An 18,010-nucleotide genomic window follows, 5' to 3' on the forward strand; every position below is an offset into this window, starting at 1 on the left:
AATCCGGGTCTCGAGTACGGCACCGTCCAGCAGGGTGAATGGTTGCGCGGGTTCGCGGACCGCCAGATCCAGGTCACGCCACGGGCGACATTGCTGGACATGGGCCCGATCGGCGAGTTCACCGAAGCGCTGCAGGAACGCCGACCGCCGGAGTCGTAGTGGAACCACGCCGGCGACCCGACGGCGGGCCCAACGGGCGCGTGTCGCGCCGCGGCGTTGCACGAGATTCGTTCGCGCTGCTCGTCGGCACCGCGGCCAACGGCATCCTGGCATACGCCTTCTTCGCGTTGGCGACGCGCGCCCTCGGCGCCGCCGACGCGGCCCCGGTCGCGCAGCTGTGGACGCTGTGGAGCGCGTCGGCGGCCGTGCTGACGTTCCCTGTGCAGCACTGGATCATCCGCACGATGCAGGCCGACGGTGACGCGGCGGCCGTGCGCGCGGCGCTGCCCCGCGTCACGCTCCTCATCAGCGGTGCCGCAGCGGCCGTCGCCGCCGTGTCCTGGCTCGCACGCGAGCAGTTGTTCCTGACCGGCGGGGCGATCTTCCCGCTGCTGGCCGGCGCCGTCACCGTCGGGGCGTTCTTCGTCGGCCTGGTGCGCGGACGGCTGGCGGGCGTGCGCCGCTTCGTCGCGACGGGCGCGGTGATCGCCGCCGAGAACCTGCTACGCGTCGTCCTGGCCGCGGTGGTGATTGTCGGCGGCGGCGGTGCCGTCGGCTTCGGTGTAGCGCTTGCCCTGGGCGGCCTGGCAGCGCTGGCGTGGCCGTCGGCCTACCGCTTCAGCGACGTGCGGGACGCGCCGGCGGCCACAGACGGCTCACCGCTGGCGTTTCTCGGCGGCGTCGCCGCCGGCTCGCTGATCGCGCAACTCGTGCTGACGGGCGGACCGGTCGTGCTGGCCACGATCGGTGGCGCCGCGGAGGAGGTCACGGCGTTGTTCATCGCGCTGGCGCTGTTCCGCGCACCCTATCTGGTGACCCTCGGGCTTGTGACCCAGGTCACCGGCGCGCTGACCAACCTGATCTCGACCGGCCGCGAGCGCACGCTGCGGCGCGTTCGCCACGGGCTCGCGGCGGCAGCGGTCGTCGGCGCGCTCGCCGTTGGTGCACTGGGTTGGTCGCTCGGTCCGCTCCTGATCACGCTGGTGTTCGGCGCCGGCACGTCACCGCCGCGCGCCGTCGTCGCCGTGGTCGCGGCCGCCACGGCGATAGCGCTCGCCAACCTGGTGTTCACCGTGCTCCTGGTCGCTCGCGGCACGTCCGGCGCGCTCACGACCAATTGGGTGGCCGCCGTGGCGGTGGGCGCCGCGGCACTCGTCGTGCCCGTCCCCCCGCTCGCCCGGGTGGCGGGTGCCTTCCTGGCGGCCGAGGTGACCGCGCTGGCGCTGATGTGGTGGACGGAGCAGCGGGCCGCGCGCCGGGTCGGCGTCAGCGGGCCGGCGCCTGCTCCATCAGACCGCGACGCTGCGTCGCGCCGCCCTGCTTGAGTGGCCGCCACCACCACTCGTTGTCGCGGTACCACGTGATCGTGGCCTCGAGCCCGCCGTCGAAGTCGAACTCGGGCTTCCAGCCCAGCGCACGGATGCGGCTGGTGTCCACCGCGTAGCGCAGATCATGGCCTGGCCGGTCAGCGACGCTGCGGATCATGTCGTCCGAGTGCCCGAGCGCCTCGAGGATCCGATGGGTCAGCTCCAGGTTGGTCATCTCGTTGCCGGCACCGACGTTGTAGATCCCACCGGGCTCGCCGTCGGTCAGCACGAGCCACTGCGCAGCGCAGTTGTCGGTGACGAAGGTCCAGTCCCGCACGTTGGCACCGGCGCCGTACAGCGGAACCGGCTCACCGTCGAGCAGGTTGGTGATGAACAGCGGGATGACCTTCTCGGGGTAGTGGTAGGGCCCGAAGTTGTTGGTCGTGCGTGTGATCGTGATCGGATAGTCGAACGTCACCCGGCTGGCGCGAGCGAGCAGATCGGCCGACGCCTTCGACACCGCGTACGGCGAGTTCGGCTCCAGCGCGTCGCCTTCGACGAACCGTCCCGGCTCGGCGATGCTGCCGTAGGTCTCGTCGGTCGAGATGTGGAGGAACCGCTCGATGCCGCACTCCCGCGCGGCCGTGAACAGAACGTGCGCACCCAACACGTTGGTCGTCAGGAACTCCTCCGAACCGGTGATCGACCGGTCCACGTGGCTCTCGGCGGCGAAGTTGACGACCGCATCGTGACCGGACAGGTGCTCGCGGACCACGTCGGCGTCGCGGACGTCGCCGCGCACGAACCGGTATCGGGCGGCATCAACGTCGCGCAGGTTGTCGAGGTTGCCCGCGTAGGTCAACGCGTCGAAGTTCGTCACGGTCACGTCGGGCTGCGTCCGCAGCACCCAGCGGATGAAGTTCGAGCCGATGAAGCCGGCGCCGCCGGTCACGAACACGTGCATGGTGGTACACCTCTGGTCGCCGGGCACGCGCGGGCGCGACGGCATCGATCACAAGGCCGATCCGGGTACGATAGCCGACCGCCAGCCCGCCGTACCACGCGTCCGCGGTGACACGCTCAATCCATGCCAGTGGCGTCCGTCACGCCATGAGCTGCGCAGTCGACCTGACCGACACGTTCGAGGACGTCCGACGTGCAACGATCCGATTCCGCTCCACGACGCGTGTTCGTCGTGGGCGCGCAACGCTGCGGCACCACCTACCTGCACCGACTGCTCGACAGCCATCCGGACATCACCATGGCGGCGCCTGTGCGCCCGGAGCCGAAGATCTTCCTGTCCGACGACGTCACCGGGGACCACGACGCCTACGACGCGCGCGCGTTTCCGCAGGCGCCCACGACGGCGGTGCGCGGGGAGAAGGGCACCAGCTACATCGAGCATCCCGCGGCGCTCGACCGCATGGCCGCGACGTTCCCCGACGCCCACGTGGTGGTCGTGCTGCGCGATCCCATCGAACGGGCGCTGTCGAACTACCGCTTCTCGGTCGACCACGGCCTCGAGGACCTCGGCGCCGACGAGGCGCTGCTGGCCGATCTGGACGGCGAGGACCGCCCGTACGACCGCGCGCGCATCTCGGTGTCGCCGTACGCGTACGTCCGGCGCGGCCGGTACCTGCCGTACCTGCGCGAGGTCGAGCGGCGGTTCCGCCCCGACCGGGTGCACGTCGTCGTGTTCGAGGACCTGGTCGCCGGCACTGATGCGCTGCGCCGGCTGTACGCGGCGCTCAGCGTGGATCCCGACCACCGACCGCCGATGACCGGAGCCGTCACGAACGCGTCACAGGCCGCGGCCGCCCTTGCGCCGGCCACACGCGCGCGGCTGCGGGCGCACTTCGCGGAGACCAATGCGGCGCTGGCGCGCCATCTCGGCCGATCGCTCGACGCCTGGCAGTGAGCCCGGACGTCGACGGGTCACCCCAGGCAGGCGATGAACGTCTCGACGACCCGCTCGACGTCCTCACGCCGCAGCGCGTTGTGGAACGGCAGCCGCAGCAGCCGTCCGCTCACGCTGTTGGTCACCGGGCAGTCCGTCAGCTTGGCCGCGTAGCGGAACCCGCCGTCGGAGGAGTGCAACGGCACGTAGTGGAACGTCGGGTGGATCCGCTGCTCGCGCATGCGGTCGAGCACGCGGTCGCGCGTCGAGTGGTCGGGCAGCAGCAGGTAGTACATGTGCCAGGCGGCCTCACGGTCCGCCGGCACGACCGGCGTGCGGAAGCCGTGCTCGGCGGCCAGCGGCGCGAGGAGCTCCTCGTAGCGCTCGAACACGGCGCGGCGCTTGTTCAGGATCTGCTCACGCTGCTCGAGCTGTGCCAGCAGGTAGGCGGCCAGGATGTCGGACAGCCCGAACGACGACCCGGTGTCCTTCCACGAGTACTTGTCGACGTCGCCGAGCATGAACGCGCGGCGGTTGGTGCCCTTGTCGTACAGGACGTGGGCGCGATCGACGTCGTCGGCGTCGTTGAGGACCAGCGCCCCGCCCTCGCCGCAGACGAAGTTCTTCGTCTCGTGGAAGCTCAGCGTCGCGAACCGCCCGAAGCTGCCCAGCGGACGCTGCTGGTAGGTGCCGAACAGGCCGTGGGCGTTGTCCTCGATCAGGTCGACGCCCGGCGCGCCGGCCAGCACCTTCTCCAGGCCCGCGACGTCGCAGCCGATGCCGGCGTAGTGGACGCCGACGACGGCACGAACCCGCTCGTCGAGCAGCGACGACACGTGTTCGGGGTCGATGCCGAGTGTCTCCTCCTCGATGTCGGCGAAGACCAGCCGTGCGCCGCCGCGGACGTACGCGAGGGCCGTGGTGACGAACGTGAAGGACGGCACGATCACGGTGTCGCCGGCCTGCAGGTTCAGCAGCAGGCCGCTCATCTCCAGCGCCGCGGTGCACGAGGTCGTCAGCAGCACGTCCTGCGCGCCGATCGCCTCACGCAGCAGCTCGGACGCCTGCTCGGCGAAGTGACCGGAGCTCGACGTGTGGCCGCCCTCCACCGACTGGCGCACGTACGCAAGCTCGTCACCCTCCAACGTGGGGCGGTTGAACGTCAACCGTTGCGGTTCGGTCATGCGGGTGCCTCGCGATCCGTGAGATGGTGCGGTCGCGCGCCGTCGGTCCCGGCCGCGCACCCGGTCATGGCAGGTCCACCTGGCTGTGGTCGCCGACCATCAGGCGGTGCGCCCGCGGGCGGCGGTCGCTACGGCCGACGCGCGCCTCCTTGCCGATCAGCGAGTCCTCCAGCCGTTCCACGCCGCGGATCTCGCTGTGGTCCAGGATCACCGAGTGTTCGATCGTGGAGTCGACGATCTCGCAGTCCGGAGCGATCGACGTGTAGGGCCCGACGAACGTCCGCACCAGTCGGGTGCCGCGGCCGATGATCGCCGGCCCCCGCACGAAGCTGTCGACCAGCTCGGCACCGGGTTCGATGATGACCCGACCCTGGGTGCCACTGCCGGCGTGCAGCAGTCCTTCGACGCTGGGGACCAGCGCGTCGAGCACGATGCGGTTGGCCTCCAACAGGTCCTCGAGCTTGCCGGTGTCCTTCCACCAGCCCGTCTCGACCACGTGGGCGTCCACCGGGTCGCCGTTGTCGATCAGCCACTGGATGGCATCGGTGATCTCCAGTTCGCCGCGCGGCGCCGGTGGGATCGCGCGTGCCGCGTCGATGATGCGCGACGAGAACAGGTACACGCCGACCAATGCGAGATCGGACGGCGGGTCGGCGGGCTTCTCGACCAGTCGCACCACACGGCCGTCCGCGTCGAGCACCGCGACGCCGAACTGCTGCGGCTGCTCGACCTTGGCGAGCATGACCTGCGCCGCGGACGATCCCGCGCGGAACTGCTCGACGAAGTCGACGATCCCACTGGTGAGCAGGTTGTCGCCCAGGTACATGACGAAGTCGTCGCCGTCGAGGAAGTCGGAGGCGACGAGCACTGCGTGGGCCAGCCCCAGCGGCTCGGGCTGATGGATGTAGGTGACGTTCAGTCCGTACCGCGACCCGTCACCGACGTGTGCACGGATCTCGCGGTGGGTCTCGCCCACGACGACGCCGGCCTCCGTGATGCCCGCCTCGGCGATCGCCTCCAGCCCGAAGTCCAGGACGGGGCGGTTGCCGATGGGTACGAGTTGCTTGGCGCTGGTGTGCGTGATCGGGCGCAGTCGTGTGCCGGCACCACCCGACAACACAAGACCCTTCATCTACCGGCTCCCACGCGCATCGCTCCACCCGTTGCGGGACGTCTGGACGTCGCCCGGTTCCCGTCCGGTCCGGCCGACCACCACCCGAGCGTAGTGGCCCGGTGCGCAGACACCAACCTGGGCTGGCCGCACGGCGGGTCAGGTGTCGCTGCACGGGATGTGCCGTAGACTCGCCACGACCGACGGGAGTGATCAGCGTACGCCGTCGGCTCGCGCACCGCCCAGGTGTCCCCCGCCGGATCGGCACCACCGCGCGGCAGGGCGCACCACCGACGAGGCCGCATGACATCCGCCAACCAGTCCGAGCTCGCAGCCACCACACGCCGGGACGATCCCGGCGCCGTGGTCGACGACCCCGCCGTGCGGGTGCCGCCGAAGATGCGCCCGGCGCTGTACAGCGTGGTCATTCCGGTGTTCAACAGCGCCGACATCGTCGGCGAGACGATCGACCGCACGGTCGCCTTCTTCCGTGAGCACGGGCTGACCTTCGAGATCGTCTGCGTCAACGACGGCAGCCGCGACGACAGCTGGCAGGTGCTCGAGGCGAAGGCGGCCCAGAATCGGGAGGTCGTCCCGATCAACCTGCTGCGCAACTACGGCCAGCACAACGCGAACCTCTGCGGCTTCCGCCACGCGCGCGGCGACTGGATCGTCACCATCGACGACGACCTGCAGAACCCACCGGAGGAGATCCTCAACCTGCTCGTCGCGGCCGACGCCGGCGATCACGACGTCGTGTTCGGCAGGTTCGACCGCAAGCAGGCGGCCGGCCACCGCCGACTGGGCAGCCTGGTCATCGGGATGATCAACCGGCGCGTGTTCGGTCAGCCGCGCGACCTGGTCGTCAGCAACTTCCGCCTGCTGCGGCGCGACGTGGTGGACCGCATCTGCGCCGATCGCTCGGCGTTCCCCTACATCACCGGCCTGGCGCTGCTGTACTCGCGCAACCGGGGCAACACAGGCGTGCGGCACGCGCCGCGCGCCACCGGTCACAGCAACTACAACTTCCTGCGCATCACCCGGCTGGTCCTGACGATCCTCTTCAGCTACTCGGCGTTCCCGCTCCGGCTGTCGGCGGTGCTCGGCGCGATCGTCGCGCTCGTGGCGTTCGCGACGGGCGCCGTCTACCTCGTCGCCGGGCTGATGGGCGCAACGCGCGTGCAGGGCTGGACGTCGCTCATCGTGCTGCTGTCGTTCTTCAACGGTGTGACGATCCTGATGCTGTCGATGCTGGGCGAGTACATCGTCCGCACGTTGAACCAGACGAGCTCGCGCGAGCCGTACCACGTACTGGAGATCATCCGGCACGAATCCGGTGACGAGGGCGCGGCCCCGCCGGACGCGGTCTGACTCCAGGGATTCCCGGCGCTCTCCGATGTGCCGGTGAGGCTCGACGAGACACCGGCCGACGCGGCCTGACACCCGGGGCGCCGGCGCTCTCGGACCCGGCCCGGTGACGCCCGACGTGAGCCCGCGCCAGCGGTCCGACGCCTCGACCGCGGTGCCCACGACGCCTATGTGGCGTCCACCATCCGAGATGGGTGACCGCCCGCGCCGACATGGGTGACCACCACCGAGTTGCGGCGACCGCAACGCTCATACCGTGCCTCCAAGGCCTGCGACCCGGGCCCCGGCGACCCGCCCGCCACGTCTGGAGACACCATGAGCACCGCTGTGTACGACCGGCTCGACGCGTCGAAGGAGCTCGCGGTCGTGACCGCACCGCCCGACGTCGTCACGCGGGCGCCGGAGACGACCGTGACCCGCGAGGGAATGCGCGCAGGACTGCGCGACATGGCCCCGATGACCGTCGCCATCGCGCCGTTCGCCATGGTGCTGGGCGTCGCGATCGGCGCGTCGGTGGTCCCGGACCTCCTCGGCGCCGTCATGGCGCCGGTGCTGTACGCGGGGTCGGCCAACTTCGCCGCCATCGCCGTGCTCGACGCCGGCGGCACGGCGTTCATCGCCGCCCTGACCGCCATCGTCGTCAACATCCGATTCATGATGTACGGGGCCGCGCTGGCGGGGCGCTTCGATGATCAGCCCCGCTGGTTCCGTTGGCTGGGCCCGTGGTTCATCATCGACCAGCTCTTCGCCCTGGCGTCGTCACGCGACGAGCAGGACCCGGTCTGGTTCCGCGCCTACTGGCTGTCGGCGGCCGCACTCATCGGTGGGATCTTCACCGCGATGGTCGTCGTGGGCATCCTGCTCGGTCCGGTCCTGCCGACCGGCGCCGGCCTCCAGTTCACGGTGCCCGCAATGTTCCTTGCCCTGCTTGTCGGCCAGCTGCGTGACAGGCCGGCGTTGGTCGCCGCCATCGCCGGCGCCGGCGTCACCGCCCTCGCCCTCGACCTGCCCCACGGTCTCGGCCTCATGGCCGGTGCCGTCGCCGGTGCCGCCGCCGGCGCGATCACCCGGAGGATGTCATGACCGCCACGTTCGCACTCGTCGGCGCCGCCGCCGGCAGCTACCTGCTGCGCATCGCCTTCGTCACCCTGATCGACGTCGACCGGCTGCCGGCGACGGTCCGCGCGTCGCTCGCGTACGTCGGCCCGGCTGTCACCGCCGCCATCGTGGTCTCGTCGCTGGCCGGCGGCGCCGGCCGCGCCGGCCTGGCACTGTCGGCCGCACACGTCGCGGGACTCGCGGCCGCCGCGCTGATCGCGTGGCGCACGAAGTCGCTGCTGTGGGCGCTGGGCGCGGCCATGGCGACCTTCACCATCGTCGGATTCGTCAGCTGACACGCCGCAACCAAGACGGCCCGGGTGAGATCCACCCGGGCCGTCTCGCGTCCGGTCACCGGTGCCATCGAGGTGACCGGACGCGATCGGCGTGCTCGGCGGCCCGGCACACCGGCCCTCAACCGGCGATCGTCGGGAACCGCTTGGGGGACGCCGGGTCGGTCATGTCCGTGCGGTACCAGCTGTGGCCGCCGATGTCTCCGCGGCGTACGAAGACCCCGAAGACAGGGCCGCCCTCGGTGCGGATCGCGTGGCTGGTGTCGCTCGGCAGGACGACGACGGCGCCGGGGTCGTGTGCAACGAACGACGCGTCGGCGCCGACCTGGAATGCCTGCCGGCCCGCCAGCACCACGTAGACCTCGTCGGCCGGGTGCGCGTGCGCCGGGTAGCGCATGCAGGGCCCGTACAGGTACAGCCCGACGATCAGGCTGTCGTGTGCCAGCCGCCCTTCGGGGCCGATCCCCTCCGCGCACGAGAACAGCGAAAGGAACGGTCGACTCCAGTCGTCCTCGCCGTAGAACTCGGTCCAGTGCACCTCGGCGAAGCAGCGCACGGCGAAGGCGTGAAGGTCCGCGATCCCGTTCGACGGCGGCTGGGTGAACACCATCGGCGCGTACTGCAGGGCGCGGACCGGCCCTCCCGGGCGACGCTGACGCGGGAGCGACGCCGTCGAGGCATCCGTCAGGTCGTCGGCGACGCATCCGATCAGGTGCGGGTCGGTGGCGTCGTCGAACCCCTGGTCACGCAGGTGCTGCGCGACCTTGGCGGCGAGCGTCTGGAGCGGATGGGTGCCTTCCACGGTGCGTCCGAGCGTCGTCGTGCGGCCCCACGATGGCACCGGACGTCCTGTCGTTCAGTGTCGGGGCGAGCCGGAATCATCGCGACGTCGTGCGTCCGATGCCGCTCCCGGCCGACGCGACGGTCCAACGCGGGGTGGGACTAGGATCATCGGTGATCACCGGCGTGCACGGAGGTGGGAGCTGGTGGCTGACGCGGTCGACGACGGCGAGGCCCTGTTCTGGGACCTCGCGGAAGAGCTGTACGGCGATCCCGCGGTCACGCGCGGCACGATGATGGGCCACCCGTGCCTGCGGGTGGATGGCGCATTCTTCGCGACCTTGCGCCGGGAGACCGGCGACCTCGTCGTCAAGCTGCCACGGGACCGCGTCGCGGCCATGGTCGAGGAGGGCAGCGGCGCGCCGTTCGCGCCGAACGGCCGGGTGTTCCGCGAGTGGGTCTCAGTGACCACGGTCGACGAGGACCGGTGGCGCGAACTGCTCGCCGACGCCAAGGCCTTCGTCAACGCGTAGCCGGCGCGGCGGGCACGGACTCAGAACGTCGACCGTGACGCGCGAGTAGTAGGGTTCGACATCCCACGCCGGCGCGGCGCTGGGGTCTTCCGACGCGGCCACTGAGCAGCAGAAAGCACCGAGGCAAGGTCATGCAGACGCAGCGTCCCCGGGTGTTCTCCGGGGTCCAACCGACGGGCAAGCTCCACATCGGCAACTACGTCGGGGCGCTGTCGCTGTGGGCGGAGAACCAGGACCAGTACGACAACGTGTTCTGCGTCGTCGACCTGCACGCGGTGACCATTCCGGAGGTCGTCGACCCAGCGGTGCTGCGCGCGAAGACCCGTGAGAGCGCGGCCCTGTACGTCGCTGCGGGCATCGACCCGGAGCGCTCGACGATCTTCGTGCAGTCCCACGTGAAGGCCCATGCCGAGTTGGCGTGGATCCTCACCTGCGTCACTCCGGTCGGCTGGCTCGAGCGCATGACGCAGTACAAGGTCAAGTCGGCGCAGCAGGAGTCTGTCGGCGCCGGCCTGCTGAGCTACCCGGTGCTGCAGGCCGCGGACATCCTCCTGTACGACGCCGACCTCGTACCCGTCGGTGAAGACCAGCGCCAGCACATCGAGCTGACCCGCGACATCGCAGCGCGGTTCCACCACATGTTCGGCGACGTGTTCGTGCTCCCCGAGGCGCTGGTGCGCGCCAGCGGCGCACGCATCATGGGACTGGACGACCCGACCGCAAAGATGTCGAAGTCGATCGGCCAGGCCAAGGTCGGTCACGCCATCGGGCTGACCGATCCGCCGAACGTGATCCGCAAGGCGATCATGCGGGCCGAGACCGATTCGGGCAACGACACGCGGTTCGAGACGGCCGGACCAGGCGTGCTGAACCTGTTGACGATGTACGAGGCACTGTCGGGGCAGCCCCGCGACAAGATCGAGGCGGCGTTCGACGGCGAGGGTTACGGCCACCTCAAGCGGACGGTCGCCGACCTCGTGCTGTCCACGCTCGAACCGATGCAGCAGCGCTACCACGAGCTGATGGACGATCCGGCCGAACTCGAACGCATGCTGGCCGCGGGCGCCGACCGCGCCCGCCCCCGCGCCGAGGCGACGCTCGCCCGTGCGAAGGAAGCGACGGGCATCGGCTGACCCGCTCTGCCGGAAGGCAAGGCAATGACGACCAAGCTCGCGGCGATCGTCATCAACGTCGTCGACCTCGAGAAGGTCGCCGACTTCTGGAAGGCCTTCCTCGAGGTCGACGAACGGCATCGGGTGCCCGGCTTCGTGTGGCTCGAGCGCCAGCCCGGCGCCAGCGTCTCGCTCGCCTTCCAGCAGGTTGACCACCCCACCGAGGGGCGCAACCGCCTGCACCTCGACTTCGGCTCCAGCGACGCTGCGACCTCTGCGGAGCGCATCGTGGAACTCGGCGGCTCCGAGCTTGAACAGCACGAGATGGGCGGCTTCAGCTGGACGGTCTTCGCCGACCCCGAGGGCAACGAGTTCTGCCTGGCGCAGGCGGATCCGGACGACTACGCCTGATCCGTTCGTGCCTCGGTCAGTTGTCTCCCACGAGCCTGCGCCCGGCTCGGTCGCAAGGGTCAACGACCTGCGTCGTTGCACACCTGTGACGTCCCCGTGAGACGCCCGTGAAGGCCACGCGCCACTGTGGATGGCGTACAGGACCGGCACGAGGTGGGATCATGCGACCGATGAAGTGGTGGATCGTGGTGGTGGTGCTGCTGGTGGCGGCGTGCGCCCCGAGCGGGCGCGTGGTCGACGTCGGTGCGGCGCCGACGCAGCCGAGCGGGGAGAGCACGACGCCGTCGGCCGCGGCAGATGAAGCGGCGGAACCGAGCGAGCCCGCTGGACCCGACGAGCCGGCCGAGCCCGGCACCGACACCGACCCGGCACGGGATGACGGCGACGTCCCGCTGCCGGGCCAACCGTTCGACTGGCCGTACACCGACGGTGAGGTGGGCGTGGTCGGTGTCGAGGCCGACGACGTGCTCAACGTCCGTGCGCAGCCAGGCGTCCAGGCGGAGATCATCAACCGGCTCGACCCCCTGCGCCGTGGGTTCTCCTACACGGGACGCGCGCAGCGCATCAGCAGCTCGATCTGGACCGAGATCAGCGTCGACGGCGAGCTGGGCTGGGTTAACACCCGGTTCGCGCGCCTGATCGCGGGCACCGACGACGTCACGTCGCAGCTCGGCGGCGCAGGCAGCGCGACAGCACCGACGCTGCCGGAGCTGGCCGAGGAGGTCGTCGACGCCTACGGGCTGGCCGAGGGTTACCAGATCACCTGGGGACCCGACCTCGATCCGAACGTCCCGGCTGAGGGCCAGCGCCGTGTGGTCATCAGCGATGGTCCCCGCGAGGGCGATCTCGGTGAGATCACCATCGATGTCATCGATCTGTTCGACGATTCGGTGGCCGCGGAGCGGCTGGCGATCTTCGCGAACCCGGACGCCGGTGGCTACAGCCTGCGGGCCGTCGAGCGGACGTTGTTCTGCTGGCGCGGCGGCACCGACGTCTGCGTGTAGCACTCGACCTCTTCGGCGGATCGTGCGACCGTTGTCGATATCGGCGGTGTGCCGTTCGTAGCTGTTGTGAGCGGCGGGAACGGCCCGCCGACACGACCGCGAGGAGCGCGACCATGGCGCAGTACCTGCTGTCCGTCCACACAGCCAGCGACGACGCCGCACACGCGGCGATGACCGACGAGGAGATGCAGCGCACGTTCCAGCAGATCGCTGAGCTGGAGGAGGACATGAAGACCCAGGGGGCGTGGATGTTCTCAGCGCGCCTGCACGAGCCCGACACGGCGACGGTGGTGCGCAACAGCGGCGGTCAGATCGTCACGACCGACGGACCGTACGTCGAGTCCAAGGAGCACCTGGCAGGGTTCTACATCATCGAGGCACCCGACCTGGATGCGGCATTGGAGTGGGCCGGCAGGACGACGTCGATCGTCGGCGCGCCGATCGAGGTCCGGCCCTTCGCGGGGTTCAAGAGCGACTGACCCGGCATGTCGCGCCGCGAGGTCGACGAGGCCACGGTCGGCCGGATCTTCCGCACCGAGTCCGGTCGGTCGGTGGCCACCCTGATCCGCGTCTTCGGCGACATCGACCTCGCCGAGGACGCGGTCCAGGACGCCTTCACGACCGCGCTTCGACGCTGGCCGACCGACGGCCTGCCGCCGAACCCCGGCGCGTGGATCACGACGACCGCGCGCAACCGCGCCATCGACCGGCTGCGACGCGCGGCGCGCGGACGCGAACTGCTGGACGACGTCGCGCGACTGCCGTCCGGTCCGGAGGAGGTGGGCGCCGTGCACGACGACCGGCTACGCCTGGTGTTCATGTGCTGCCACCCCGCCCTGTCGACCGCCGCACAGGTCGCGCTGACCGTGCGCCTGTTGGGTGGCCTGACGACGCCCGAGGTCGCCCGCGCGTTCCTGGTCGGCGAGTCGACGATGGCCCAGCGCCTGGTCCGCGCGAAGCGCAAGATCAAGGCGGCACGCATCCCCTACCGGGTGCCACGCGACGAGGAACTGCCCGATCGTCTGCCACCGGTGCTGGCCGTGGTCTATCTGATCTACACGACCGGAGCGGACCGGCTTGCGGACGACGCACGCGGCGACGACCTGCGGGCCGAGGCGGTGTGGCTCGCCCGCCTCCTCGGCCAGCTCATGCCCGACGAACCCGAGGTCGCAGGACTGCTGGCGCTGCTGCTGCTGACCGAGGCGCGCCGACCGGCGCTGTTCGCGGCCGACGGCTCGCTGGTCGTCCTGCGTGAGCAGAACCGTCGACGGTGGGACGGGGCGCTGATCTCCGAGGGTCACGAGCTCGTGCGCGCGTGTCTGCGACGGGACCGCCCCGGGCCGTATCAGCTGCAGGCTGCGATCAACGCCGTCCACACCGACGCCGCGACCTTCGCCGACACCGACTGGGCGCAGATCATCGCGCTCTACGACCAGCTGCTGGCGCACGTGCCCAGCCCCGTGGTCGCGCTCAACCGCGCGATCGCTGTCGGCGAGGTCGACGGCGCGGCAGCCGCGCTCGAGCTCGTCGATGCTCTCGATCTCGACGGGTATCAGCCCTTCCACGCCGCACGCGCCGACCTCCTCCGGCGGCTCGGGCGCCGAACCGAGGCGCGTGCGGCATACGAGGCGGCCGCCGAGGCGGCGCCCAACGACGCCGTCCGGAGCCACCTCGTCGACCAGGCGCGACTGGTCGTCGGTGGGTGACCACACGCACGCGAGCTGATCACCGGCGCCTCCTGGGCACACCTCCAGCGAGTGACGTCACGTGTGTGCGCCTCCCGCAGATCGCCCGCCGACACCACTGTCACGACGCCCCGGCGACCGATCGTGGCAGCGGGACCAGCCGATGATCACGGGTGAACAGCCGGCGGATGCCGACCAACGTGATCACGGCGGTCGACGTCGCGACGGCGCCGAGGATGATGTACATGAGCGCGGCCTGGACCATCACCGCGTCGATCGGATCGACGCCGGCCAGGATCAGTCCGGTCATCGCCCCGGGCAGGAACACGAGACCCACGGCCTTCGTCGTCTCGATCTGCGGACTCAGCGCGGTGCGCAGCACGGAGCGGGTGATCGGCCGCGCCGCGACGCTCGACGGCTGGCCGAGCGCCAGCCGGGCCTCCAGCTCCAGCCGCCCCTGCGCGACGGTCTCGACCGTGCGCTGGGCCGACACCACCTGTGCCTTCATCGCGTTGCCGATCACCATGCCGGCGATCGGCACCAGCGTGCGGGATTCGAGCGGGAACACGCCCATGCCGAAGACGAGGCCGAAGGCGACGACGGCGGTCACGGCGTTGGCCAGCATCGAGATGCCCAGCACCCCCGGCAGGGCCGGCGCCCGCGACCGGACGGTCGCACCGGCGAACGCCACGATGCCGAGCACCCACACCCAGGACCACCACAGCGGCGCGTCTGGCGCGAGCACCAGCGCCAGGGCGGAGCCGACGGCGAGCAGCTGCCCCGCCGCACGGACGGTGGCGATGGCGATGTCGCGCTCCAGACCGAGACGACGCCAGACGGAGACGCCGATCGCGACGACCACCAGCAGCGTCGACGCGATGAGACCGACCCACGAGACGTCCTGATCCATCTCAGCCCTCCTCGACCGTGTCGAGCCGTGCCTCGACGTCTGCCGGAGCTCCTGTCGCGACGACCCGCCCGTGGTCGAGCGCGAGCACCCAGTCGGCCAGTCGGCGTGACTGGGCGGGGTCGTGGGTGACCCACAGCACGGGGACGCCGTGGTCGACGAGCGCTCGGATCATGCGTTCGAGCGTGCGGGCGGTGCCCTGGTCCAGCGACGACGTCGGCTCATCCGCCAGCAGCACCTCGGGCCCGGTCACCAGCGTGCGCGCAAGGCAGGCCCGTTGCGCCTCGCCTCCTGACAGCGTGTCGGCGTCGCGGTCGAGGAACGTGCGATCGAGCTCGGCGCGCGCCAGCGCGTCGATCCACCGGTCCTCGGTGGCGTCGGGCGCCGCGACCACGAGGTTGTCGCGCACCGTGCCCGCGAACAGCGTGGGTGCCTGGAACACCATGCCGACCCGCCGGCGCGTGGCGAGCACGTCCAGGTCGGCGAGGTCGGTGCCCCGCAGCAGCACCCGGCCGCGCGACGGCACCGCCAGGCGGTTGCACAACCGGAGCAGCGTCGACTTGCCGCCGCCGGAGGGGCCGACGATCGTCGTCAGCGCCCCGTCGGGGATCTCGGCGTCGACGCCGCGCAGGACGTCATGCCCACCCAGCTCGACGTGCACGTCTTCGAACGTGAACAGCGGGGTACCCGCGGCCAGCGCGTGGTCCCGGTCCACCATCGGCGACTGCCCTCCGCCACTCGACGATCGATCGGGGCACCCCGATGGTAGTGGATCGTTCGGGGATCTCGGCGGTTACCCCGCCCCGCCTCACACTGCATGTCCGTCGCCGGACCTGTGAGCGGCGATGGTTCAAATATAGGGAAATCCATCGAAACGTATCATGAAAGGGACTTGTGCTGTACCTCAGAGAGATTTCCGTAACCATGGGTTAAGGGGTGGAGCGGGGGGGTACCAGAGTGCCGGCCAACGGATCTGGCAGTCGGAGAGCGCGACATGCAGCACAGCAGATCGACCTGTCAGACGCGGCCGACCGCTCCGCGGCACACCTGATCAGCCTGAGGGGGCACCGATGTACAACGACATTCCGACACCAACCATCATCGAAGCGGGCGCCGGTGGCGCCGCGCTGGCAGCCACCGGCGCGTTGGACGTCCCACTGCTGCTGATGGTCATCATCAGCCTGGCCGCCACCGGCGCCGTGATGGTGGGACGGCGCGCCTTCGCACGCCGCTGATGACGTGTGGGCGCGCAGAGCGCCCACACGCGTTGACATGTCGGCCGTAGTACGGCGGGCCGACCTCTGATCTGGACACCCGGGGGGCTAGCTGACGCCTGCACTGATTGACGAAGCATCTCGACCGCTTCGATCGCTCGCACGGCGTCAGCCCTGTCCACTCGCGCATGCGCAGGTAGGAGCAACAGTGGCCGACACCGTGGGCACATCGTGACGGCATGGGCGTTGGCGCTCATCGCCGCGCCCGTGCTCGCCTTCCCGATCGGGCTCATGCTCGCCTTCCGGGCAACTGACGGCGGTATCGGCCGTCCGACCACGCGGCGCGTCCCTTGCGTCGTCCGTTCCATGAGGGCGCAGCGGGGGACCCGCAGCCGACGCGACCGCTCACGCCGTCTCCGGCGTGGCATCTTCGCGGCTGCGCATGACATCCCCTGGCCTGGCCGGGAGCGTCACACGCTGGTCCCCGGGCGCACCCCGGAGCAGCGCAACCCCGACGGCGCGTCAGAACCCGCACGTCGCGCCAAGCGCGAGCCGCGGGACGCGGTCGTCGACCCGCTCGTCGTTGCCGATGCCCGCGCGGTCGCCACCGCGGGCGCCGTCACCGCCACCGGCACTGTCACCACCACCGGCACTGTGACCGACACCGGTCCTGTCGCCGAGCGGCCCTCCCAGCGCGGCGACGGCCGCACCCAGCGCGACCTCGCGGCGCTCGTCGTGCTGGGCGTGTGTGCGATCGGGGCGTCGGCGGCCCTGATGTTCCCCCGCCACTCCGTCCATCCGCTGGCGACCGCCGCGGCCGTGTGGGTGCTGATCCGGCTCGCGATCATGTGGATCTACAAGCCCACGCGACGGCCGGTGCCGCCCGGGTTCGCCCGCAGCGTACGCGCTGCCGCGCTCGTGCCGGCCTACAACGAGGATCCCGCTTCCGTCCTCGCGACGCTGCGGTCGCTCGAGAGCCAGACGCGGGCGCCCGATCGCGTGTTCTTCATCGACGATGGCTCGAAGGACCGGTCGGCGGTGGACGCCGCCCGCGACCACGCGAGGCAGAGCAGTCTCGACATCCAGGTGATCGCGCTCACCGAGAACCGCGGCAAGCGCTTCGCGCAGGACGCGGCGTGGGCCAGGACGAGACCGGGTGAGTTCGACGTCTGGTTGTTCATCGACTCCGACACCACCCTGGCGGACGACGCCATCGAGCGGATGCTCGAGACGTTCGCCGACGAACGGATCGACGCCGCGACGTCACTGATCCTGCCGCGCAACCGCAACAGCGTGTTCGCTCGTCTCCAGGAGACGGAGTACGCCAACGGGATCCTGTTCGAGCGGGCGCTGGCCGGCGTGCTGGGCGCCGTTCCGGTGATGTCAGGCGGATTCTGTGCCGTCCGCGACGCCGTGGTCTTCTGGAACCGTCGTCGCTATCTGGAGGGCTACTGGGGCCAGCACATCAGCGACGACCGGCACCTTGCGATCCTCGCGGGAGCGACGGGTCGGGTGGTGACCCAGACGGCCGCGCGCTCCTACACCGAGGCACCGACCCACTGGCGCCCATACCTCAAACAGCGCATCCGCTGGCAGCGTGGCGCCTGGATCGGCCAGTTCTGGACCATCGCCCACCTCCCGGCCAACCGATGGATGTGGTGGGTGGTCGCGGGTCAGATCGCGGTGTTCCCCGCAGCGCTCACCCTGATCGTCATCGCGCTCGCGGTGGTGCCGTTGTCGAAGGTGGTCGCGCTCTGGGCCTACGTCGCCGTGCTCGTCCTCGCCCGTTCGCTGCGCTACCTCGCCGAGCCCCATCCGCGACCGTTCGTGCAGTACGCGGCGTGGCTGACGACGCCCTTCCAGCAGTTGGTCGGACTGTTCGTGCTGACACCGCTCAAGGTCTACGCGCTGGCGACGTGCCGTCGGGGCAGTTGGGGAACGCGCTGA

19 protein-coding genes are annotated in these 18,010 nt (G+C 70.5%); 13 read left to right on the forward strand and 6 right to left on the reverse strand.

Annotated elements, in window-relative coordinates:
* The first annotated feature begins 158 nt into the window (after positions 1 to 158).
* Positions 159 to 1,484 (forward strand): hypothetical protein, encoded by a 1,326-nt coding sequence (locus VFZ70_14195; GenBank protein ID HEX6256953.1) that lies wholly within the window; start codon positions 159 to 161, stop codon positions 1,482 to 1,484.
* On the opposite strand, the gene rfbB is transcribed toward VFZ70_14195, so the two are convergent.
* Positions 1,426 to 2,430 (reverse strand): dTDP-glucose 4,6-dehydratase, encoded by a 1,005-nt coding sequence (gene rfbB / locus VFZ70_14200; GenBank protein ID HEX6256954.1) that lies wholly within the window; start codon positions 2,428 to 2,430, stop codon positions 1,426 to 1,428. The genes VFZ70_14195 and rfbB overlap by 59 nt on opposite strands.
* A 192-nt stretch (positions 2,431 to 2,622) precedes the next feature.
* Between rfbB and VFZ70_14205 the strand changes: the two genes are divergently transcribed.
* Positions 2,623 to 3,384 (forward strand): sulfotransferase, encoded by a 762-nt coding sequence (locus VFZ70_14205; GenBank protein HEX6256955.1) that lies wholly within the window; start codon positions 2,623 to 2,625, stop codon positions 3,382 to 3,384.
* 17 nt (positions 3,385 to 3,401) lie between these two features.
* On the opposite strand, the gene rffA is transcribed toward VFZ70_14205, so the two are convergent.
* Together rffA and VFZ70_14215 are read right to left on the reverse strand one after the other, a co-directional pair.
* A complete protein-coding gene (rffA, locus tag VFZ70_14210; protein ID HEX6256956.1) occupies positions 3,402 to 4,547 on the reverse strand; it encodes a dTDP-4-amino-4,6-dideoxygalactose transaminase in 1,146 nt (381 codons plus the stop codon).
* 64 nt (positions 4,548 to 4,611) lie between these two features.
* Positions 4,612 to 5,679, reverse strand: a complete 1,068-nt coding sequence (locus tag VFZ70_14215; protein HEX6256957.1) for a glucose-1-phosphate thymidylyltransferase — start codon at positions 5,677 to 5,679, stop codon at positions 4,612 to 4,614.
* 282 nt (positions 5,680 to 5,961) lie between these two features.
* Between VFZ70_14215 and VFZ70_14220 the strand changes: the two genes are divergently transcribed.
* The 3 genes from VFZ70_14220 to VFZ70_14230 all read left to right on the forward strand — a co-directional run bounded on the left by VFZ70_14220 (position 5,962) and on the right by VFZ70_14230 (position 8,420).
* Positions 5,962 to 7,029 carry a glycosyltransferase family 2 protein gene (locus VFZ70_14220; GenBank protein HEX6256958.1) on the forward strand — a complete coding sequence of 356 codons (1,068 nt, stop codon included), beginning with the start codon at positions 5,962 to 5,964 and terminating at the stop codon, positions 7,027 to 7,029.
* Between the two features lie 312 nt (positions 7,030 to 7,341).
* Positions 7,342 to 8,109 (forward strand): AzlC family ABC transporter permease, encoded by a 768-nt coding sequence (locus tag VFZ70_14225; GenBank protein ID HEX6256959.1) that lies wholly within the window; start codon positions 7,342 to 7,344, stop codon positions 8,107 to 8,109.
* Positions 8,106 to 8,420: an AzlD domain-containing protein gene (locus tag VFZ70_14230; GenBank protein ID HEX6256960.1), complete on the forward strand. Its 315-nt coding sequence runs from the start codon at positions 8,106 to 8,108 to the stop codon at positions 8,418 to 8,420. The genes VFZ70_14225 and VFZ70_14230 overlap by 4 nt, the downstream gene beginning before the upstream one ends.
* A gap of 118 nt (positions 8,421 to 8,538) precedes the next feature.
* Here VFZ70_14230 and VFZ70_14235 read toward each other — a convergent pair whose 3' ends face one another.
* Entirely contained in the window at positions 8,539 to 9,258 is a 720-nt protein-coding gene (locus VFZ70_14235) for a dimethylsulfonioproprionate lyase family protein (GenBank protein HEX6256961.1), read from the reverse strand.
* Between the two features lie 145 nt (positions 9,259 to 9,403).
* On the opposite strand from VFZ70_14235, the gene VFZ70_14240 reads away from it, so the two are divergent.
* From VFZ70_14240 to VFZ70_14265, 6 genes are all read left to right on the forward strand, one after another.
* Positions 9,404 to 9,730 carry an MmcQ/YjbR family DNA-binding protein gene (locus tag VFZ70_14240; protein ID HEX6256962.1) on the forward strand — a complete coding sequence of 109 codons (327 nt, stop codon included), beginning with the start codon at positions 9,404 to 9,406 and terminating at the stop codon, positions 9,728 to 9,730.
* Between the two features lie 131 nt (positions 9,731 to 9,861).
* The gene (gene trpS / locus VFZ70_14245; GenBank protein HEX6256963.1) at positions 9,862 to 10,863 is read left to right on the forward strand and encodes a tryptophan--tRNA ligase; all 1,002 of its coding nucleotides are present in this window, start codon (positions 9,862 to 9,864) and stop codon (positions 10,861 to 10,863) included.
* Between the two features lie 24 nt (positions 10,864 to 10,887).
* Complete coding sequence (locus tag VFZ70_14250; GenBank protein HEX6256964.1) at positions 10,888 to 11,253, forward strand: VOC family protein; 366 nt, start codon at positions 10,888 to 10,890, stop codon at positions 11,251 to 11,253.
* A gap of 161 nt (positions 11,254 to 11,414) precedes the next feature.
* A complete protein-coding gene (locus VFZ70_14255) occupies positions 11,415 to 12,257 on the forward strand; it encodes an SH3 domain-containing protein (protein HEX6256965.1) in 843 nt (280 codons plus the stop codon).
* Positions 12,258 to 12,370: 113 nt separating this feature from the next.
* Positions 12,371 to 12,736, forward strand: coding sequence for a YciI family protein (locus tag VFZ70_14260; protein ID HEX6256966.1), 366 nt, complete (start codon positions 12,371 to 12,373; stop codon positions 12,734 to 12,736).
* Between the two features lie 6 nt (positions 12,737 to 12,742).
* Positions 12,743 to 13,963: a DUF6596 domain-containing protein gene (locus VFZ70_14265; GenBank protein ID HEX6256967.1), complete on the forward strand. Its 1,221-nt coding sequence runs from the start codon at positions 12,743 to 12,745 to the stop codon at positions 13,961 to 13,963.
* A 100-nt stretch (positions 13,964 to 14,063) separates the two neighbouring features.
* Here the strand turns inward: VFZ70_14265 and VFZ70_14270 are convergent, their stop codons facing one another.
* Positions 14,064 to 14,852, reverse strand: coding sequence for an ABC transporter permease (locus VFZ70_14270; GenBank protein ID HEX6256968.1), 789 nt, complete (start codon positions 14,850 to 14,852; stop codon positions 14,064 to 14,066).
* Position 14,853: 1 nt separating this feature from the next.
* Entirely contained in the window at positions 14,854 to 15,567 is a 714-nt protein-coding gene (locus VFZ70_14275; GenBank protein HEX6256969.1) for a phosphate ABC transporter ATP-binding protein, read from the reverse strand.
* A 352-nt stretch (positions 15,568 to 15,919) separates the two neighbouring features.
* Here VFZ70_14275 and VFZ70_14280 point away from each other — a divergent pair, with 352 nt between their 5' ends.
* Entirely contained in the window at positions 15,920 to 16,084 is a 165-nt protein-coding gene (locus VFZ70_14280; protein HEX6256970.1) for a hypothetical protein, read from the forward strand.
* Between the two features lie 345 nt (positions 16,085 to 16,429).
* Positions 16,430 to 18,010 (forward strand): glycosyltransferase family 2 protein, encoded by a 1,581-nt coding sequence (locus tag VFZ70_14285; protein ID HEX6256971.1) that lies wholly within the window; start codon positions 16,430 to 16,432, stop codon positions 18,008 to 18,010.

The sequence above is a fragment of the Euzebyales bacterium genome, from assembly GCA_036374135.1.
Taxonomy (GTDB): Bacteria; Actinomycetota; Nitriliruptoria; order Euzebyales; family JAHELV01; genus JAHELV01.